The following is a 16,467-nucleotide window of genomic DNA, read 5'->3' on the forward strand; positions in this document are numbered from 1 at the left end:
CACCGATCAGTCCTCAGAACCCTTGGGTGATGACGCTGAATCCGTTGGGGAGGAATGTGGAAGTTCCTCTGGATCTGCCATAGCCTTACTGATTTCCCGCTCGAACTCCTTCGAAGCAGTCTGAAAACCTTTCAAAGTTTTGCCAAGCGTCCGGCCGAATTCAGGTAGCCGCTTTGGGCCGAACACCAGGAGCGCCACAGCTCCGATGACGGCCATTTCAGGGAGTCCGATGCCGAAGATGTTCATGGAAGGGGATGAACGGGCCGAATCAGGCGCCGCCGTTCCAGTTCACGTTGATTCCCTCGAGGATCAGAGACTGGTTGTAGAGCTGAAGGATCACCAGCAGGAAAACCAGAAACAGCACCATAAAGATGCCCATGACAGGAGTTGTTCCCCAACCAGGGACAACCTTGCCGTACTCGGAGTTGAGTGGACGGAGCAGATCGCCCAAACGAGTGCGTTGTGCCATAGCGGCCCTGAGGTCTCGGGTGAAGTTCAGTTCCGATACTGTAAGGGTCCCGACCCGTAACAGGGTCGATCCTGTCGAGAGATGTGATGGAAAGCTCCTCCCCGGCGCTGTCGGTGTCGATTGCCGTGCTTACTGCCCTCTTTGGGCTCACCGGTTTTGGCGTTTACACAGCCTTCGGACCACCGTCGAAGCGCCTGGACGATCCCTTTGACGATCATGACGACTGAGGGGTCAAGCGAAGCTCTTGGAGTGCTCCAGGGGAGATCACCACTGAGTGCTGTTGATCCTGAATCCACCAGCCCTCATCTCCAGGCGACCAGTTCACCCTTGCGCTGCCTGGGTTCAGCAGCTGGATGAGAACAGCGCCTCTCACAGCGTCAGGGGATTGATCAGCTCGAATCGAAACCGGCACCAATGTGTTGGGTAGTGCAGGTAGCCCCTGCCAACGCTTAAAGAGTTCGATCGGACCCATCCAACCGGGTTCGCGGAATTGAATGGCTGCCTGTGTGAGGCCATCCCGATACCACCCCCGAGGAACAGGCATCAGGGCCAGTCGATGACGATGCAATCGCTGGTCAGCTGATGGATCAGGCCAGGTCGGCCCGCGCAACAAGGACACACCCAGATGATGCGGGCCTGCATCAACGCCCTGAGGACCGTCGAGTAAAACGCCAAGCCCACCACCGGAGGCAGCTTCCTCACTCGCCAACCAGGAGATCACAGGAAGCTCCCAACGGGCTTGTTCCCAGGGTGTCAAGGCAACAGCGGGTCGTTCGATCACACCGCCACTGGTGTCCGCCGCCCAGCGAACAGCTGGTCTGACCAAGGGACAGACCATGCGAAGCAGTTCATGGGTCTGACGCCAGTCGATGGTCACTTGCAGTTCAACGGCAGGACTATCAGCTCGCAGCAACACATCCATACGCATCGCACTGCTCTCGATTGAGCTGCGCAGCACGATCCTGGCCACCAGAGGGCCCTGCTCCACTAGTTCCACCTGCCATTCAGCAGCCATCGGCAGTTGGTGCTGCGGATAATCCGCCGCCAGGTCCCAGGCATCCCAGAACTCACCCTGGTCGCGGTAGCGCCTGAAATGCAGTGGCTCTGAAAGCTGATCAACACCCTGCTGATCCTGCAGTCGGGTCAATCCTCTGTGGTCCAGCTCAAGCGTCAGTAGACCGTTGCAAAGGCGCCAGCTCTGCTCAGCAATGAGCTGGACACGCACCGGATTCCGCACAGCAGAAGCAGCTGTGGCAACCGCTGGGGGGTCTGAATAACACTCCAGAGGCAAGGCCGTAATCCCCTTTGCCTCCGGCAACTGCACCCACAAATCCCCGCCCGGAGCCGCCTGTGATGGGAGGTTCTTGCCCTCACAACACCAGCCACCGCGCGGCAGACGAACCAGGGGAGTCCAGCGCTGCAGAGGCTGAAGGCCGCACCAGGCCCAGCGTTGACAGCTTTGCTTAGGCCTTGAGTCATCGGACGATGCACGACTGAGCAACTGATGGAGACCGGCAGTCCGCGCCATTGCTGCACGACGGCGGGCCCCTCGCCATTGATGCTCCGCCTGATCAAACACCTCAGGAATGGATGTTCCAGGGAGGATGTCGTGAAACTGCTGGAACAGAAGCACCTGCCAGTCTTGCCGCTGCTTGGATTCAGCCCCAAGAGCCTCGACCAGATCAGCCTCTCGCAACAATCTCTCCAAGGTGCGGTTGTGTCGTTTCTGATCGGGGCGTGATGTGGCACAGCCCCGATGCAGTTCCAAGTACAGCTCATCCCTCCACACAGGTAACGAAGAGCTGAGCGGCTCAAGCTGGCCTAGGTACTCACGCACCGTGCCTGCTCTGCGTGGGGAGCTCTTTGGATGATCTTGCCAGAGCTGCATTTCTTCCAGCATTTCTCTGGTCGGTCCACCGCCGTGATCACCAACCCCGGGCAACCACAACGCCTGATCCACTCCTGTCTTGAGCTGGAAGCGCTGCTGTTCCTGCTGCATGGCCAGAGGATCGGCATCGGTGCCGATGCCTGGCAGCATCAAGGCCAGCAACTCAGCGCCGCCGCGGCTTTGCCAGCGAAACAGACGGTGCGGGAAAACGTTGGTGGCATTCCACGCCAGTTTGTGCGTGCAGAACCAGCGAACGCCGGTGGCGCGTGCAACGGCCGGCAGCCCGGACGCAAATCCGAAACTGTCCGGCAACCAAGCCAGATCATGTGTCCACTCAGGGAACTGTCTCTGACTGGTCTCCTGACCCATTGCAAATTGCCGCCAGAGAGAAGCCGTGCTCACAAGAACACAGTCGGTCTCAACCCAGGGACCGTTAATGGGCTCCCAACGTCCCAGGCGACTGGCCTGCTGGATGCGTGTAAACAGCGCAGGGCGGTGCCGTTCCATCCACTCGTATAGGGCCGGAGTGGAGTGGGCGAAATGCAGCTCCGGGAAGAGCTCCATCAGCTGCAAAGCAGAGCGAAAGGTGCGTTCCGCCGCCTGCCAGGTGTCAGCAACTGGCCACAACCAGGCCAGATCAAGATGGGCATGACCCACCCAGTGCAGTCCACCGGTGGCACGAGCCTGCTTTGCGAGGTGTTGATCAACCTGGGCTGCCGCCTTGTTGGAGAGCGGATCGCAGTCGAGCCATGAGTCAGGCAGAGAGTCTGCGTTGGTACCGGCAAGTTCAAGGGCCTGGGGAAGCAAACACCCCTGGGGATCAACAGCGGGCAACGCGGGCTCCCGGACCAGATCACTGCTAATCAGTGCTCCATCGTCATGACAAGGACTGCGCAGCTCAAGAAGCAACCTCAGCCCTGCCCCATGCCTCCAGTGAACAGGCAGCTTCCAACGGCAACGGGTGTCGAACAAGTCGCCTTCATGCACAAGAACCCCATCCACCCAGAGCCGCACCTGGTCTGCCCACCAACTGAGCACGAGCCGTTCAAGGCTGTTTTCACTGTGTTGCCAGTGCTCTGGCCAGGTCATGGTCTGCTCAATTCGCAACCAAACGCCCCCTCTTGGCCAGATCAACAGTCCTCGCTTCGCCCAGTCAGGTCGATGCTGCGCCCCCCAGGGCTCTTCAAGGACGGAATTCCTGTGGAAATCGGCGCAACGATGCCAAAAAGGCAGCAGATCGAGGCGGCTGCGACTTCGAAACGTTTCAATCCACGCCAATCGCCGGGTCTGTAGAGGGGGCTGCATCGTGATCTCACAACCTTGAGCCATAAGATGATGGCGCTATCCCAGACGCCGGTCGGTCTCCATGCTCGCCCTCAAGATTTCCGTTTACTCGGTCGTCTTCTTTTTTATCGGGATCTTCGTCTTTGGATTTTTGGCGAGTGATCCCAGCCGCACCCCGAGTCGTAAGGACCTGGAAGATTGAGTGCTGACGTGATCTGAGCGAACACCGTTCAGGGGTCACGACGAACACTGGTCATTCCAGGACCAATGCTGAGGATGATCGTGTGAGGATCACCGGCCACTCCTAAGCGGATTTGCCAGCTTCCCGATCTCCTATCACGATCACGGGACTTCTGGCTGTGGCTGCAGTCCTAGGCAGTCCAGCGCGATCCGAAGGTATTGAAGACCTGATCGACTTCGGAGTGATTCCACCCGCGCGGGTGGAATCATCCGTCGATACAGATGGCGATATTGAAGCGTTGACAACCGAGGCAAAGGCAGCGGCAGAGGCAGCCGAGGTTGAAGAGCCTGGTTCAGTCGTACAGCCTCCACCTGAATTACGCCTCAGGGCCGACCGCCAGACCTACGACGCCAGGCGTCAGCTTTTCGTAGCCGAAGGCAACGTGACTGCTGTGCTCAATGGAGGAGAGCTGCAAGCGGATCGCTTGGAGTTCGACACGAATTTCAACAGCCTGTTCGCTCGCGGCAGTGTTCGTTACCGCAAGGGTGCTCAGTATTTTCAGGCCAGCAGCCTGCGATTCAGCTTGATCCAGGGCAGCGGTTCGATGGAGGACGTCTATGGCGTTCTCGATCTGGATACCGCTGCTGTTGAGTTCAACCCAATGGCAAGCAACCCAAAAGCCCCGCCTGCCAACGCTCCGCCATCAGGTCAAGTCCCTGCAGAGGATCCAGGCCAAACCAGGCTGCTGCCTGTCATTGAAAGCACTGGCCTGGGATTCCCATCAGCCATCGACATTGAGCTGGAATCATCCACTGCCAATCGCGTTAGCCCTCAGGGAGATGATGAGAGCTTCTGGACCGTTGAGCAGCCGCTCCCCAGCGAAGAATGGCTGGTTCCGATGCCCAGTGGTCCAGAAAGAGAGGCCGACGAGGGAATGGCTTGCCCGCCAGCCATCCCACCGATTCCCAACTGGCACCCCCACCCCTGGGCTGTAACAGCCTGGGGCGGACAAATGATTGATTCCAACTTCGGCGATACATTCCTGTTCAACGGTCGGATGCGTCCTGAGTATCTGCTTGGCGTCAGCATGCAGAAGCGCATCTGGCGAGCAGGTCCGCTGCAACTGGAGCTAGAGGCTGATCTGTTTGCCCACCAGGCCTATGAACAGCAAGGGGGCCCGTTCAATCAGACCATTCCCAACGCGAATACCCCGGCCCAGACCTTCGGCGAGGGCATCCTCGGCATTGGTGCTCGCCTGTGGGTGCAACCCTGGCTCAGCTTCGGCTTCGTCGAAGGCATCAGCTACAACTCTGCGGTCAGCAATTACGAGCGCACTTACCGCGAGAATTACGCCAATCTGCTCAACTACCTCGCTTTCGAACTGGAAGCAGCTGTGTCTCCGGAGCTTTCCATGGTGGGACGGATCCACCACCGCTCCGGAGCCTTCGGGACTTTCAGCGGCGTGAAGGAAGGCAGCAACGCTTACTTGATCGGCCTGCGCTACCGCTGGGGGCAGGATGAACCTGAGCCACTGGCTCCCGAAGCCCCCCCACCGCTGGGTTGCCCTGATTCCGAGCGCGCAGCAAGAGCCCAATCAGAAAGCCTGAGCGCACAACTCGAAAACATCACCCTAGGGAATCCTTTGCGTGAAGCAGAGGCCAACTCTGCCGCTGCAGATGTGGCACAACTTTCTGCGAAGCCTGAAAACTCGAATCTCTCGCTAAAGGAACAAGAGAAGCTTCGCAGCGCGGCCATCGCTGCTATCGACCAACGGATCAGCAGTATCCAGCTGCAGCAGCGGTTGGTGATCGAACGAAACGAGGGCGTCAGTGACAACGTGCGCAACAGCGAAGTGCTGTCCGCCAATCGCTACGGCGGAGTGAAACCTTCGCAGCTCAAAACTCGCGGAAAGTCGAAGTTACTCACGGGAGAAATTAGTCGCTGGCGAATTCAGGCAGCCCAGGTGCGCCTCACCCCCGAGGGATGGACAGCCAACCGAATGAGCTTCACCAATGACCCCTATACACCGGCTCAGACCCGTATCGATGCTGAGGATGTGGTGGCCACGGAAGAGGAAAACGGAGACATCTTGATCAAGAGCCAACGCAACCGCCTGATTGTTGAAGAACGGCTCCCCATTCCTGTCTCCAGAACACAGAGAATTCAGAAAGAAGAGGAGGTTGTGAACCGGTGGGTACTGGGCATCGACAACGAAGATCGCAGTGGTTTCTTCATTGGCCGTGAGCTTCAGTCCATCGAACTGACAGACAACATCAGCCTCGATCTGCAACCTCAGTTCCTGGCTCAGCGAGCCATTGACGGAAAAAACAACAGCTACGTCGCTCCAGGGACATCCATCGACAGCTCCAAGGTCACACAGGACAACACCATCGGTGACCTGTTTGGCCTGGAGGCCGAACTCAGGGCTGAAGTACTGGGCTGGGACGCCACAGCAGAAGCGGATATCAGCACGTTGAATCCAAGCAATTTCATGAACGGCAGCCGTTTCTGGGGGGACATCAATCGCTTCATCAAGCTGCCCTTGCTTGGCGAAGTGGAGACCCGCTTGTTCGGCGCCTATCGATACCGAACCTGGAACGGCTCACTTGGTGAGACCGACGTCTACAGCGCCTACGGCGCCTTCGCGGAGCAGAAGGGCGACTGGACATGGGGCAAGCTCTCCAATAACTACATCTGGCGTTTTGGCCTCGGCAATTACCAAGCGGAGAGCTTCACGAGCACCAACCTCATCGATACCACTCGCGCCAATTTCTATGGGTCGCTGAACAGCAGCTATCCACTCTGGCGCGGCAAACCTGCTGCGCTCACCCCAGAAGCGGCTTATCGCTACTCACCAGTAGCCATCGTGCCCGGTCTCACACTGCGCACCAATATCAACACTTCTCTTGCTGCTTTCGGTAATGGGAAGAATCAGAGCACGCTCAGCCTTACCGGCGGACCAACGCTCACGCTGGGCACATTCAGCAAGCCTTTTCTTGACTACACCCAACTGTCCATCGCCGGTGGCGGCACCCTTAAAAACGGAGACAGTCCGTTTGAATTTGACCAAGCGGTAGACCTCGCAACTCTCGGCATCGGCATCACTCAGCAGATTGCTGGGCCGCTGCTTCTGAATGCCGGAGTCGGCGTGAACATTGATCCCAATTCCCCCTTCTACGGCAGTGTGATCAATTCCAACATTGAGCTGCGCTGGCAGCGGCGCAGTTATGACCTTGGTTTTTACTTCAACCCCTATGAAGGCATCGGCGGGTTCCGCTTCCGTCTGAATGACTTCAACTTCACAGGGACCGGCCTGCCCTTCATCCCTTACACACCACGCAATCTGCCTAACGAACTTGAAAGGCGACCATTCTGAGCAGAACCCGCTTTAGTTCGGTCCACCCCCATAAATCAGATGGCTGCCGGTTAGGTCTGCGCCTGCAAAACGCATTCCATCGGTGAGTACATCCGGCGCATAGGCATTGATCACCACAGCTCCACGGAGATCAGCACGGCGTAGATCAGTTCCCGAGAGATCCGCATTACTGAGTTGCGCTCCCTGCAGATCGGCACCATCGAGACGGGCTCCACTCAGGTCAGCACCCTCAAGGTTGGCTTCACGCAGATCGGCGTTGCGGAGGTCGGCATCACGAAGGTCAGCGCCGATCAGGTGGGCACCCTGCAAACGAGCCGAGCGCAGATCACAGCCGAAACAGGCCCCACTATTCAGCAATCGCTCCCTGGCAGATCCATGAGGCTGCACAAGCAATGACTGAACAGGTTGAGCCTTCGCAACGACGGGGGTCAGTGCGCTGACCAGAAGGACAGCAGCTAGCGGAACAGGTCGGAACTGATTCATGGCAGCAGTGCCTCTGTCTCAGTCTTAGACAATCTGGTCGCTGTTTGCCGTGGGCCGTTTATGTGAATAGCCCGCCAAACTCAGAAACCGTGCAAATAGGGCAGTGCCGCCATCGTGCGGGTCAGCTCCGCATCTCTCGCCACGAGCTGCCCTGTGGCATCCCACTGGCCGGTGCGAAGCATGTCCAGAGCACCTGAAGCCAGAGAAATGGTCTGAGACGTTGATCCATCACTGAAGGTGAGCGCCTGAAGATCGAGCGTCCATTCAGCAGAGGGATCCGCCGCTACAGCATCCTGAAGAGCCTGGATCTGATCAACTGTGCCCGTGGCACAAGGAATTCCCAGGGCGAGGCAATTGCCATGAAAGATCTCGGCATAACTAACGCCCAGAACGGCACGGATTCCCCAGCGCATCAGTGCCTGCGGCGCATGTTCACGACTTGAACCACAGCCGAAATTGTCATTAACGACCAGGATCGATGCCCCCTGATGATCCGCCTGGTCAAACGGGTGTGCACCCGCCAATTCCTTGCGGTCATCGGCAAAGGCCTGTTCCCCCAGAGCTTCAAAGCTCACACATTTGAGAAACCTTGCTGGAATGATCCGGTCGGTATCGATGTCATCACCCCGCAGCACCAGTCCACGCCCCGACACACGGTCGATCGGGCCCTGAGGGAACGCGATGGTCTCAGTCATCACAGAACAATCAGTGTGGGGATAAGTGGTCAAAAGCTGAATGGGACGGCATGCAGTGCGTTCTCAGCGCAACTGACGCACATCGCTCACCCGTCCGGCGATGGCAGCTGCTGCAACCATGGCCGGACTCATCAACAACGTCCGCCCACTGGCGGAACCCTGACGTCCCTTGAAATTGCGGTTGCTTGAACTCGCACTGATCTGGCTGCCTTCAAGACGGTCAGGGTTCATGGCTAGACACATCGAACAGCCAGGCTCACGCCACTCAAAACCTGCGTCGCGAAACACCTGATCAAGTCCTTCTTTGATCGCGGCACGAGCCACCTGTTCCGAACCTGGCACCACAAAAGCCTTGATGCCGTCGGCAACATGCCGACCACGAGCTACAGCAGCGGCGGCCTGAAGATCACTGAGGCGACCATTGGTACAACTGCCGATGAAACAGACATCAACAGGCACTCCTTCAATGGGCTGACCAGGAGCCAGATCCATGTAGCGATAGGCCTCTTCGGCAATCGGACGGTCGGCCGGGTCAAGCTGCTCGGAAATCGGTACGCGCTCATCGACCCCGATGCCCTGTCCAGGTGTGATGCCCCAGGTCACCGTGGGAGCGATAGCAGCAGCATCGAAGCGAATTTCATCATCGAAACTCGCATCATCATTGGACGCAAGTGAAAGCCACCAGGCGACAGCACGGTCCCAACTCTCCGGGGCTGGAGCCTCGGCGCGACCCTTCAGATAATCAAAGGTGATCTGATCTGGATTGACATACCCGCAGCGTGCACCTCCCTCAATTGCCATGTTGCAGAGAGTCATCCGCTCTTCCATCGACAAAACCTCAATCGCAGGCCCTGCGAATTCATAGGCGTAACCAACACCAGCCTTCACACCCAGGGTGCGAATCACATGCAGGATCAGGTCCTTGGCGAAAACTCCATCACTGAGGCGGTTCTCCACCCAAATGCGACGCACCTTGAGCTTGCTCATGGCAAGGCTCTGACTGGCGAGCACATCGCGCACCTGGCTCGTGCCGATACCGAAGGCAATCGCGCCAAAAGCTCCATGAGTGGAGGTATGGGAATCACCGCAGGCAACCGTCATGCCCGGCTGGGTGAGACCTAATTCAGGTGCAATCACATGCACGATTCCCTGACGACCGCTCCCAAGCCCATTCAGGGTGATGCCATGACGCGCGCAATTACGCTCAAGGGTGCTGAGCATCTCCTCAGCCAGCGGATCAGAAAACGGTCGCTCCTGGCTGATGGTCGGAACGATGTGATCCACAGTGGCCACTGTGCGCTCAGGGCAGCGCACTGCAAGGCCCTTGTCATCCAGAGCGGCAAAGGCCTGAGGACTGGTGACCTCGTGAATCAGATGCAGACCGATGAACAGCTGTGTAGCACCTCCAGGAAGATCCGCGACGCAATGCAGATCCCAAACCTTGTCGTAGAGGGTTCCGCTGCTCATTCGATGCCAGCCGTCAACTGTTAACCCTAACGGCCGACATCCATCACACCATCGGCATCAGACGCAACCGCAATCGATTGAGTGCCTCACCAACGCTCACGGTGCGGATCCAGTCCCGGCCACGACTTTCGCCCAAACGGATGGGCTGACTGGCACAACCATCGGGGCCGGCAACGGCGATGTAGACCAACCCGACTGGCTTCTCTGTTGAACCACCGCCGGGGCCGGCGACACCCGTGATTGCCATCGACCAGTCGCTCCCTGTGACACGTCGTGCACCCTCCGCCATAGCTTGAGCCACAGGATCACTGACCGCTCCGAACTGCTCAAGCAGCTCGGCTGAAACACCGAGCAAATGCTGTTTCACAGCATTCGAGTAAGCGATCACTCCTCCCAGCAGAACATCTGAGGATCCTGGGATCGCGGTGAGTTCAGCCCCCAGCCCACCGCCGGTGCAAGATTCGGCGACCGCAAGCGTTTGCTTCCGCTGGCGTAGCTGTTCGAGGACCACGCAAGCCAGCGACTGCTCATCACAGCCAAAACAGAGCTTGCCGGTGCGCTGTCGCAGCTCAGATTCTGTGGTGTCCAGCAGCCGCAAAGCCTCAACTTCGGCTGGGGCATGGGCCGTGATTCGCAGCTTGACCTCACCACCACCGGCATAGGGAGCCACCGTGGGATTGGTCTGATCAAGCAGATCATGCAGCTGCTCAGCCAAGGTGGACTCACCGATACCCCAGAACCGCATCAATCGACTGCTGAACACTCCTTTGGACAGCCCAGATTGTTGAAACCAGGGCACAGCAGTGTGCTGCCACATCGCCCGCATCTCGCTGGGCACCCCAGGGAACGTGAGCACCGTGAATCCTTGTATCGGGGACCAAATCATTCCTGGAGCCGTTCCAGTGGTGTTGGGAAGAAGAGCCGCACCGAGCGGCAATAAAGCCTGGCGGCGTGTCTCGGGTCCTGCCTCCCTGCCGCGACTGCGTGCTTTGGCGGTGATGTCGTCCCAGACCTCAGGGCGTTCTTCCAACGGTGTGGAGAATGCAGCTGCAATTGCTTCGGTGGTGAGGTCATCGGGCGTCGGACCCAGACCACCGGTGGTGATCAGCACCCGTGAACGACGGGAGATGGCCTGCACCTCAGCGATCAAACGTTCACGGTTGTCCCCCACAACGGTTTGGCGGTAATGAGGCAACCCAAGAGTTGCCAATTGCTCTGCAAGCCAGCGTGCATTGCCGTTAAGAATGTTGCCGAGCAGCAGCTCGGTTCCGATGCACAGAATCTCCACCCCAGAGGGAGGTGGTGCTTCAGCCACGGGAATCCGAACAGCACGACTGGGCACACTTTTCTTGAGGTTCCTGCTCAGACTCCTCAAGCGCAATATCACTTTGGCGATGGCGCTGCATCACCATCACGGTTCCCACCAGAATCGCTGTGGCCAAAGCCAGCCAAAGGAACCGCATCTCCACATTGGCCACCACCATGGCGATGGACGCCAACCACTGCGTGAACACGTAAATCAGTAGAACAGTTCTGCGATGACTGAATCCTGCACGTAGTAAACGGTGGTGAAGATGACGACGATCGGGATAAAAAGGTGAACGGCCGGAGCGCAAGCGCCCCATGATCACCGCTGACATGTCTGCCAGAGGAAGGGAAAGGATCAGCAGCGGCAAAAGCAAGCTGACCGTGGTGAGTCCCTTAGCAGGCCCAACGATGCTGATCGCCGCGAGGCTGAATCCCAGGAAATAGGAACCTCCATCGCCCATGAAGATACGGGCGGGGTTGAAGTTATGTCTGAGAAATCCAAGACAACATCCAGCAAGAGATGCTGCCAAGAAAGCGGCTGCCACCTGATGCAGGGAAAAACTGACTGACACCAGACCGATCGCAGCGATCCCGGCGACGCCGGCAGCCAACCCGTCAAGCCCATCCAGCCAGTTGATCGCATTGGTGATGCCGACAAGCCAAATCACGGTGGCCAGAAGACTGATCACATCCGGCAGAATGACGGCTTCGGCGCTGCTGGAGAGCCAAGGGAGGTCAATCGCACCAATTTGAACTCCCTGTGACCAGACCACCACAGCCACTGCCACCTGACCAGCCAATCTCGGCCAGGGGGAGAGGGAGAAGAGATCATCAGCCAGGCCGATCACAAAAAAGCAAAGTGATCCCGCCAGGGTTGTCCAGATGAGTTGATCGCGTGCAGCGCTCAACAGGCCAAACCCGCCCAGTAACCACGTCAAGCCGAGCGCAAAACAAAACCCGAGCACCATCGCGACGCCGCCGAGACGGACCATCGGAATACTGTGCTGCTTGCGATCGTCGGGGGTGTCGGTGAAGCCGTGCCTGAGTCCGAGTCTCCTCACCAAAGGCGCAATCGCTGTGGTGATCAACGTCGACGTGACGAAGATCCCGACAGCAACTGCGAGGGGAGAACTCGCGAGAGTCAAAAAAAACTCCGGAGGTGGCGACCCTAAAGAGGGAGAAACAAGATAATCCTAGGCAGACCTCTGTGCAGGATCCAGTGGACCTTGGTCCAGTCAGGCAAGCGCCGGCTCCGCGGCGGTGGCGTAGAGGGGAAAACGCCTGCAAAGGCTGGCAACCCTCTCTAGGCAGCGACCCTGAATGGTGTCGTCTTCAGGATTGAGCAAGCGGTCAGCAATCACATCCGCCACTTCACGGAAGGCTGCAGCATCAAACCCACGCGTGGTGAGAGCAGCGGTGCCGAGACGCAGGCCGCTGGTCACAAAGGGAGATTCAGGGTCAAAGGGAACGGTGTTTTTGTTGGCCGTGATGTGAACATCACTCACGAGCAGATCTGCGACCTTTCCGGTCATGCCGATCCCCCTGAGATCGAGTAGCACCACATGGTTCTCGGTGCCACCGCTCACCACATCAATGCCCCGCTCAATCAGGCGCTCCGCCAGAGCGGAAGCATTGGTCACCACCTGCTGGCTGTACGTCTTAAACGAGGGCTGCAGAGCCTCTCCAAAAGCGACCGCCTTAGCAGCGATGACATGCTCCAAAGGGCCGCCCTGACTACCGGGAAACACTGCTTTGTCAAATTTTTTGGCAAACTCCGCATCGCGGCAAAGGATCAGGCCGCCTCGGGGACCGCGCAATGTTTTATGCGTGGTGGTGGTTACAACATCGCAGTGGGGGACAGGGCTTGGATGAACACCAGCAGCCACAAGCCCGGCGATATGAGCCATGTCTGCCAGTAGGTAGGCACCCACCTCATCAGCGATCGCGCGGAACGCTGCGAAATCGATGATGCGGGGATAAGCGGAATAACCACACACGATCAGCTTCGGCTTCTGCTCGAGCGCTAATGCGCGGATCGCCTCCATATCAAGGCGCTGGGTTTGCTTGTCGACGCCGTACTGGACAACGTTGAACCACTTGCCGCTGACGTTGACAGGAGAGCCGTGGGTGAGATGGCCTCCATGGGAGAGGTCAAGACCCATGATCGTGTCGCCGGGCTGAAGCAGTGCCAAGAAGACGGCAAAGTTCGCCTGAGCACCGCTATGAGGCTGAACATTGGCCCAGGCTGCACCGAACAACTGCTTGGCACGCTCGATCGCAAGCTCTTCAATCGCATCGACATGCTCACAACCGCCGTAATAGCGCTTGCTTGGCAGCCCTTCTGCATACTTGTTGGTTAGCACGGAACCCTGAGCTTCCATCACTGCCCTGGATGCGAAGTTCTCGGAGGCAATCAGCTCCAAATGAGTTTCCTGGCGCTTCTGCTCCTGATCAATCAGACCAGCAATAGCCAGGTCGGACGATGCCAGAGAGGCATTGATCGGGGCCGAAGCGAAATCTGCCATGCGTTACGTATTGCTTTGCCCGAATCGTAAGCAACGAGCCCTGCAGTGACGTGATGTGAAAGGACGTGAGCAAAAAAAAACTGCCCTAAGGCAGTTTCGCAAACGCGCCTGGAGAGATTCGAACTCCCGACCCTCTGATCCGTAGTCAGATGCTCTAATCCGCTGAGCTACAAGCGCTGGCGTCACACCATCTGACCCCACGAAGGTGCCGTTCGTCAACTGGGGCACATCAGCGCGCCAGAATCGTTGCACTGCAACGACACTTCCCAATGCCCATCCGCTGGTATGGCACCGGTGACAACACGGATCCCAGGTATCGGCACTTCAGCCGGATTGTGAATTTCACACTGCATGCGGGGGCTTTCGCTGCTGTGAATAGCGGTCTTTGGTTTGTCCAGTCGATGCGGCAGCCATGGAATCACCTGGATCTCTTCACTGAAATCTGGTTTGCCGCCCTCTTGATTCACCTAGGTGTGGTTTTGAAGCAACGTCCCATTGAGGATGCGGACAGCCCTGAATCCTGACGGCACGATGGTTCAAGACGCCCTCTCACCATGACTCTGGATGCGGCTGACCTGAAAGACCTCACTGCAGCACTGAGTGACCGGCTCTATCTTCAGATCGCTGGCTGGCATCTTTACCTCGGTGATGCCGGCCTAGCTGAGACGCTCGCCATTGAATGCAGTGCTCTGCTGGACCAAGGGCCAGCCGTCTGTGCTCGGCGAGCACTGGAGGCAGTGCAGGTCCCCATCGGCGCTGGAAGCAGTCGACTGCCACTTTCACGCTTGTTGCCGTCCTCTCAACTTTCGGAGTTGGAGCAGATTCTCGAGGACCACTGCCGATAAGGTTGCTGACCTTCAGGGAGTGCTCGTGCTCATCATCGAGGTCACCAATGCTCGCGACGTAGTGCGTCAACGCCTCGGTCGCCTGGGTGAGCGGCTGATCGGCAAGGTGGTCGATCCCGAAGCACAGGTGGAAAAAGCCCTGATCCAGGAAATCGACACGGCTTTTCGAGAATTTGGAATCGAAGCAAGAATCCTCTCCGTGCAAGGCCCTCAGCTGGTGGGTCGCCAGCACCTTGAGCTACCGATCCAGGTACGGGAAGAGCGCGAAGTTCGGCTCAACGACGCCTGAAACGCCTGGCGATACCTGCAGTGATTTCGCTGACCTCTGGGACGGCGAAGGCCTGCGCGCAAAGCACAAACACCAATAATCCCAAGGCACCAGAAAGCCCAACCTGGAAGAGTCTGCCAACGAAGTCCTCATTCCAGGCAACGCCGACACTGAGCGCCCAAGCCGCCAATCCCGCAGCGACAGCCGCAAGGGTGAGCTTGAGTGAGTCGAGTCCCCAGTCACGCAGCGGCAGTCCCCCCAGTCGCTTCTGCAGAGCCAGCAGTAGAGCAAGGCATGTGAGCAGATTGATCAGAACTGTCGCCAGCACCAGTCCGGGGGCCCCGAGGTTGATTGGGAACTGAGGTCCCCACGGGGAAGGACCACCCACCAGTGCCCAGTCAAAGATCACATTGAGGCCGATCCCCGCCATCGAGAGGCGGAAAGGGGTTGTTCCATCACCAAGGGCATAAAAAACACGCACAAGAACATCCCGGCCCAGATAAGCGGGCATGCCGATCCCATAGGCCATCAGCAGGCCCGTCACCAACTGCACAGCCTTCTGATCAAAAGCGCCGCGTTCGTAGACAAGGGCAACGATCGGCGTCGACAGGGCCAGAAACAACGCACCAAGCGGAAGCATCGAAGCCGTCGACAGCATCAGTCCCTGCCGGATTCGTGCGATCAGCGGCTGGCGGTCCTCCGGAGCCGTGAGCCGGGAGAACGTTGGCAGCAAAGGCACCAGCAGCGCATTGGAGATCAGACCCAAAGGCGTCTGCACCAACAGATTCGAGTAGCTCAGGCCTGCCGCAGCACCGAGGATGCCCGAGGCAAAGAACATATCGGTGAACACATTGATCTGAAGCATTCCCGACGACAGCGTGGCGGGGCCCATCACCCGCCAGACCTCACGGACTCCGGGATGACTCCAGTCCCAGGAAAGACGAAAGCGCGCCATCCCCTGGCGGGCCAGGGCAGGAAGCTGAAGCAGCCACTGCAGAAGAGCCCCAACAAGCGTGGAGAGCGCCAGAACCACGCCCCCCCAGAGGGCATTCAGGGGCAGTGCGATCTCAGCGCCGAGCTGCCACCACAACAAACCCACACCAAGAACCAGAGCCACGCTCGACATCAGCGGTGAGATGGCGGGGATCCAGAACTCATCAGCGGCGTTCAGCGATCCGAAGCCAAGCCCGATCAGACCTGCCAGCAGGGCCATGGGGGCCATCACCTGCAACTGGGCCACCGCAATACGGTGCAGTTCTGGAGTCAGCCCGGGACCCACGAGCGTGATCAAAGGATCGGCGGCCAGGACCAACGTCACTGTCACCACGAGCAACAAGGCACTCACGGTGGTGTTCAGTGTGGTGAGGATATGGGCTCCTTCCTCCCGCGGCCGGCGGCTGAGCACACTGACCATCGCGCTGTGAAAGGGGCCGTTGATCCCCCCCAGCAGAATCAGCAGGAAACCGGGAAGGATGTAGGCGTAGTTGTAGGCGTCGTAGGCCGCGCCCACGCCGAAGGCCGCAGCGATCACCAGCTGACGGATCAGACCTCCCGCTTTGCTGAGCAAGGTGCCATAGGTGACCACCAGAGCAATGCGCTTGAGAGATCTCCCCATCGATGCCCGCTGAACCTTGCCATCACTGAAAGAGATCTTCGGTCCATCGCCAGGCACCATGGC

General features: G+C 58.4%; 16 protein-coding genes and 1 tRNA gene. 6 read left to right on the forward strand and 11 right to left on the reverse strand.

Annotated elements, in window-relative coordinates:
* Window positions 1-6: 6 nt before the first annotated feature.
* Both DXY31_RS09240 and psbH read right to left on the reverse strand, forming a co-directional pair.
* Entirely contained in the window at window positions 7-246 is a 240-nt protein-coding gene (locus tag DXY31_RS09240; protein WP_114993497.1) for a TatA/E family twin arginine-targeting protein translocase, read from the reverse strand.
* Window positions 247-268: 22 nt separating this feature from the next.
* Window positions 269-469 carry a photosystem II reaction center phosphoprotein PsbH gene (psbH, locus tag DXY31_RS09245; RefSeq protein WP_066904734.1) on the reverse strand — a complete coding sequence of 67 codons (201 nt, stop codon included), beginning with the start codon at window positions 467-469 and terminating at the stop codon, window positions 269-271.
* 86 nt (window positions 470-555) lie between these two features.
* Between psbH and psbN the strand changes: the two genes are divergently transcribed.
* Complete coding sequence (psbN, locus tag DXY31_RS09250; RefSeq protein WP_066904736.1) at window positions 556-696, forward strand: photosystem II reaction center protein PsbN; 141 nt, start codon at window positions 556-558, stop codon at window positions 694-696.
* On the opposite strand, the gene DXY31_RS09255 is transcribed toward psbN, so the two are convergent.
* The gene (locus DXY31_RS09255) at window positions 684-3,662 is read right to left on the reverse strand and encodes an alpha-mannosidase (protein WP_114993650.1); all 2,979 of its coding nucleotides are present in this window, start codon (window positions 3,660-3,662) and stop codon (window positions 684-686) included. The genes psbN and DXY31_RS09255 overlap by 13 nt on opposite strands.
* 61 nt (window positions 3,663-3,723) lie before the next feature.
* On the opposite strand from DXY31_RS09255, the gene DXY31_RS09260 reads away from it, so the two are divergent.
* Together DXY31_RS09260 and DXY31_RS09265 are read left to right on the forward strand one after the other, a co-directional pair.
* Entirely contained in the window at window positions 3,724-3,843 is a 120-nt protein-coding gene (locus tag DXY31_RS09260) for a photosystem II reaction center protein I (protein WP_006172424.1), read from the forward strand.
* 112 nt (window positions 3,844-3,955) lie between these two features.
* On the forward strand, window positions 3,956-7,198 hold the full coding sequence (locus tag DXY31_RS09265; RefSeq protein WP_114993498.1) for a DUF3769 domain-containing protein: 3,243 nt from the start codon (window positions 3,956-3,958) through the stop codon (window positions 7,196-7,198).
* Window positions 7,199-7,210: 12 nt separating this feature from the next.
* Here the strand turns inward: DXY31_RS09265 and DXY31_RS09270 are convergent, their stop codons facing one another.
* The 7 genes from DXY31_RS09270 to DXY31_RS09300 all read right to left on the reverse strand — a co-directional run bounded on the left by DXY31_RS09270 (window position 7,211) and on the right by DXY31_RS09300 (window position 13,853).
* On the reverse strand, window positions 7,211-7,681 hold the full coding sequence (locus DXY31_RS09270) for a pentapeptide repeat-containing protein (protein WP_114993499.1): 471 nt from the start codon (window positions 7,679-7,681) through the stop codon (window positions 7,211-7,213).
* 80 nt (window positions 7,682-7,761) lie between these two features.
* Window positions 7,762-8,376, reverse strand: coding sequence for a 3-isopropylmalate dehydratase small subunit 2 (locus DXY31_RS09275; RefSeq protein ID WP_114993500.1), 615 nt, complete (start codon window positions 8,374-8,376; stop codon window positions 7,762-7,764).
* A 63-nt stretch (window positions 8,377-8,439) separates the two neighbouring features.
* Window positions 8,440-9,843: a 3-isopropylmalate dehydratase large subunit gene (leuC, locus tag DXY31_RS09280; RefSeq protein WP_114993501.1), complete on the reverse strand. Its 1,404-nt coding sequence runs from the start codon at window positions 9,841-9,843 to the stop codon at window positions 8,440-8,442.
* Window positions 9,844-9,886: 43 nt separating this feature from the next.
* Complete coding sequence (locus DXY31_RS09285; RefSeq protein ID WP_371639279.1) at window positions 9,887-11,185, reverse strand: competence/damage-inducible protein A; 1,299 nt, start codon at window positions 11,183-11,185, stop codon at window positions 9,887-9,889.
* Window positions 11,151-12,296 carry an MraY family glycosyltransferase gene (locus tag DXY31_RS09290; RefSeq protein WP_114993502.1) on the reverse strand — a complete coding sequence of 382 codons (1,146 nt, stop codon included), beginning with the start codon at window positions 12,294-12,296 and terminating at the stop codon, window positions 11,151-11,153. Before DXY31_RS09290 ends, DXY31_RS09285 begins: the two co-directional genes overlap by 35 nt.
* A gap of 90 nt (window positions 12,297-12,386) precedes the next feature.
* Window positions 12,387-13,676 carry a serine hydroxymethyltransferase gene (glyA, locus tag DXY31_RS09295; RefSeq protein WP_114993503.1) on the reverse strand — a complete coding sequence of 430 codons (1,290 nt, stop codon included), beginning with the start codon at window positions 13,674-13,676 and terminating at the stop codon, window positions 12,387-12,389.
* Window positions 13,677-13,779: 103 nt separating this feature from the next.
* Window positions 13,780-13,853: transfer RNA gene (locus DXY31_RS09300), tRNA-Arg, on the reverse strand.
* A 92-nt stretch (window positions 13,854-13,945) separates the two neighbouring features.
* Between DXY31_RS09300 and DXY31_RS09305 the strand changes: the two genes are divergently transcribed.
* The 3 genes from DXY31_RS09305 to DXY31_RS09315 are packed head-to-tail and all read left to right on the forward strand — an operon-like array spanning window position 13,946 to window position 14,810.
* Window positions 13,946-14,200: a hypothetical protein gene (locus DXY31_RS09305; protein WP_114993504.1), complete on the forward strand. Its 255-nt coding sequence runs from the start codon at window positions 13,946-13,948 to the stop codon at window positions 14,198-14,200.
* Between the two features lie 30 nt (window positions 14,201-14,230).
* Window positions 14,231-14,521 carry a DUF3181 family protein gene (locus DXY31_RS09310; protein ID WP_114993505.1) on the forward strand — a complete coding sequence of 97 codons (291 nt, stop codon included), beginning with the start codon at window positions 14,231-14,233 and terminating at the stop codon, window positions 14,519-14,521.
* A gap of 25 nt (window positions 14,522-14,546) precedes the next feature.
* The gene (locus tag DXY31_RS09315; RefSeq protein ID WP_066905031.1) at window positions 14,547-14,810 is read left to right on the forward strand and encodes a cytochrome-c oxidase; all 264 of its coding nucleotides are present in this window, start codon (window positions 14,547-14,549) and stop codon (window positions 14,808-14,810) included.
* Here DXY31_RS09315 and murJ read toward each other — a convergent pair.
* A complete protein-coding gene (murJ, locus tag DXY31_RS09320; protein WP_114993652.1) occupies window positions 14,797-16,404 on the reverse strand; it encodes a murein biosynthesis integral membrane protein MurJ in 1,608 nt (535 codons plus the stop codon). The genes DXY31_RS09315 and murJ overlap by 14 nt on opposite strands.
* Between the last annotated feature and the right edge of the window lie 63 nt (window positions 16,405-16,467).

The sequence above is a fragment of the Synechococcus sp. UW179A genome (assembly GCF_900473965.1).
Classification (GTDB): Bacteria; Cyanobacteriota; Cyanobacteriia; order PCC-6307; family Cyanobiaceae; genus Synechococcus_C.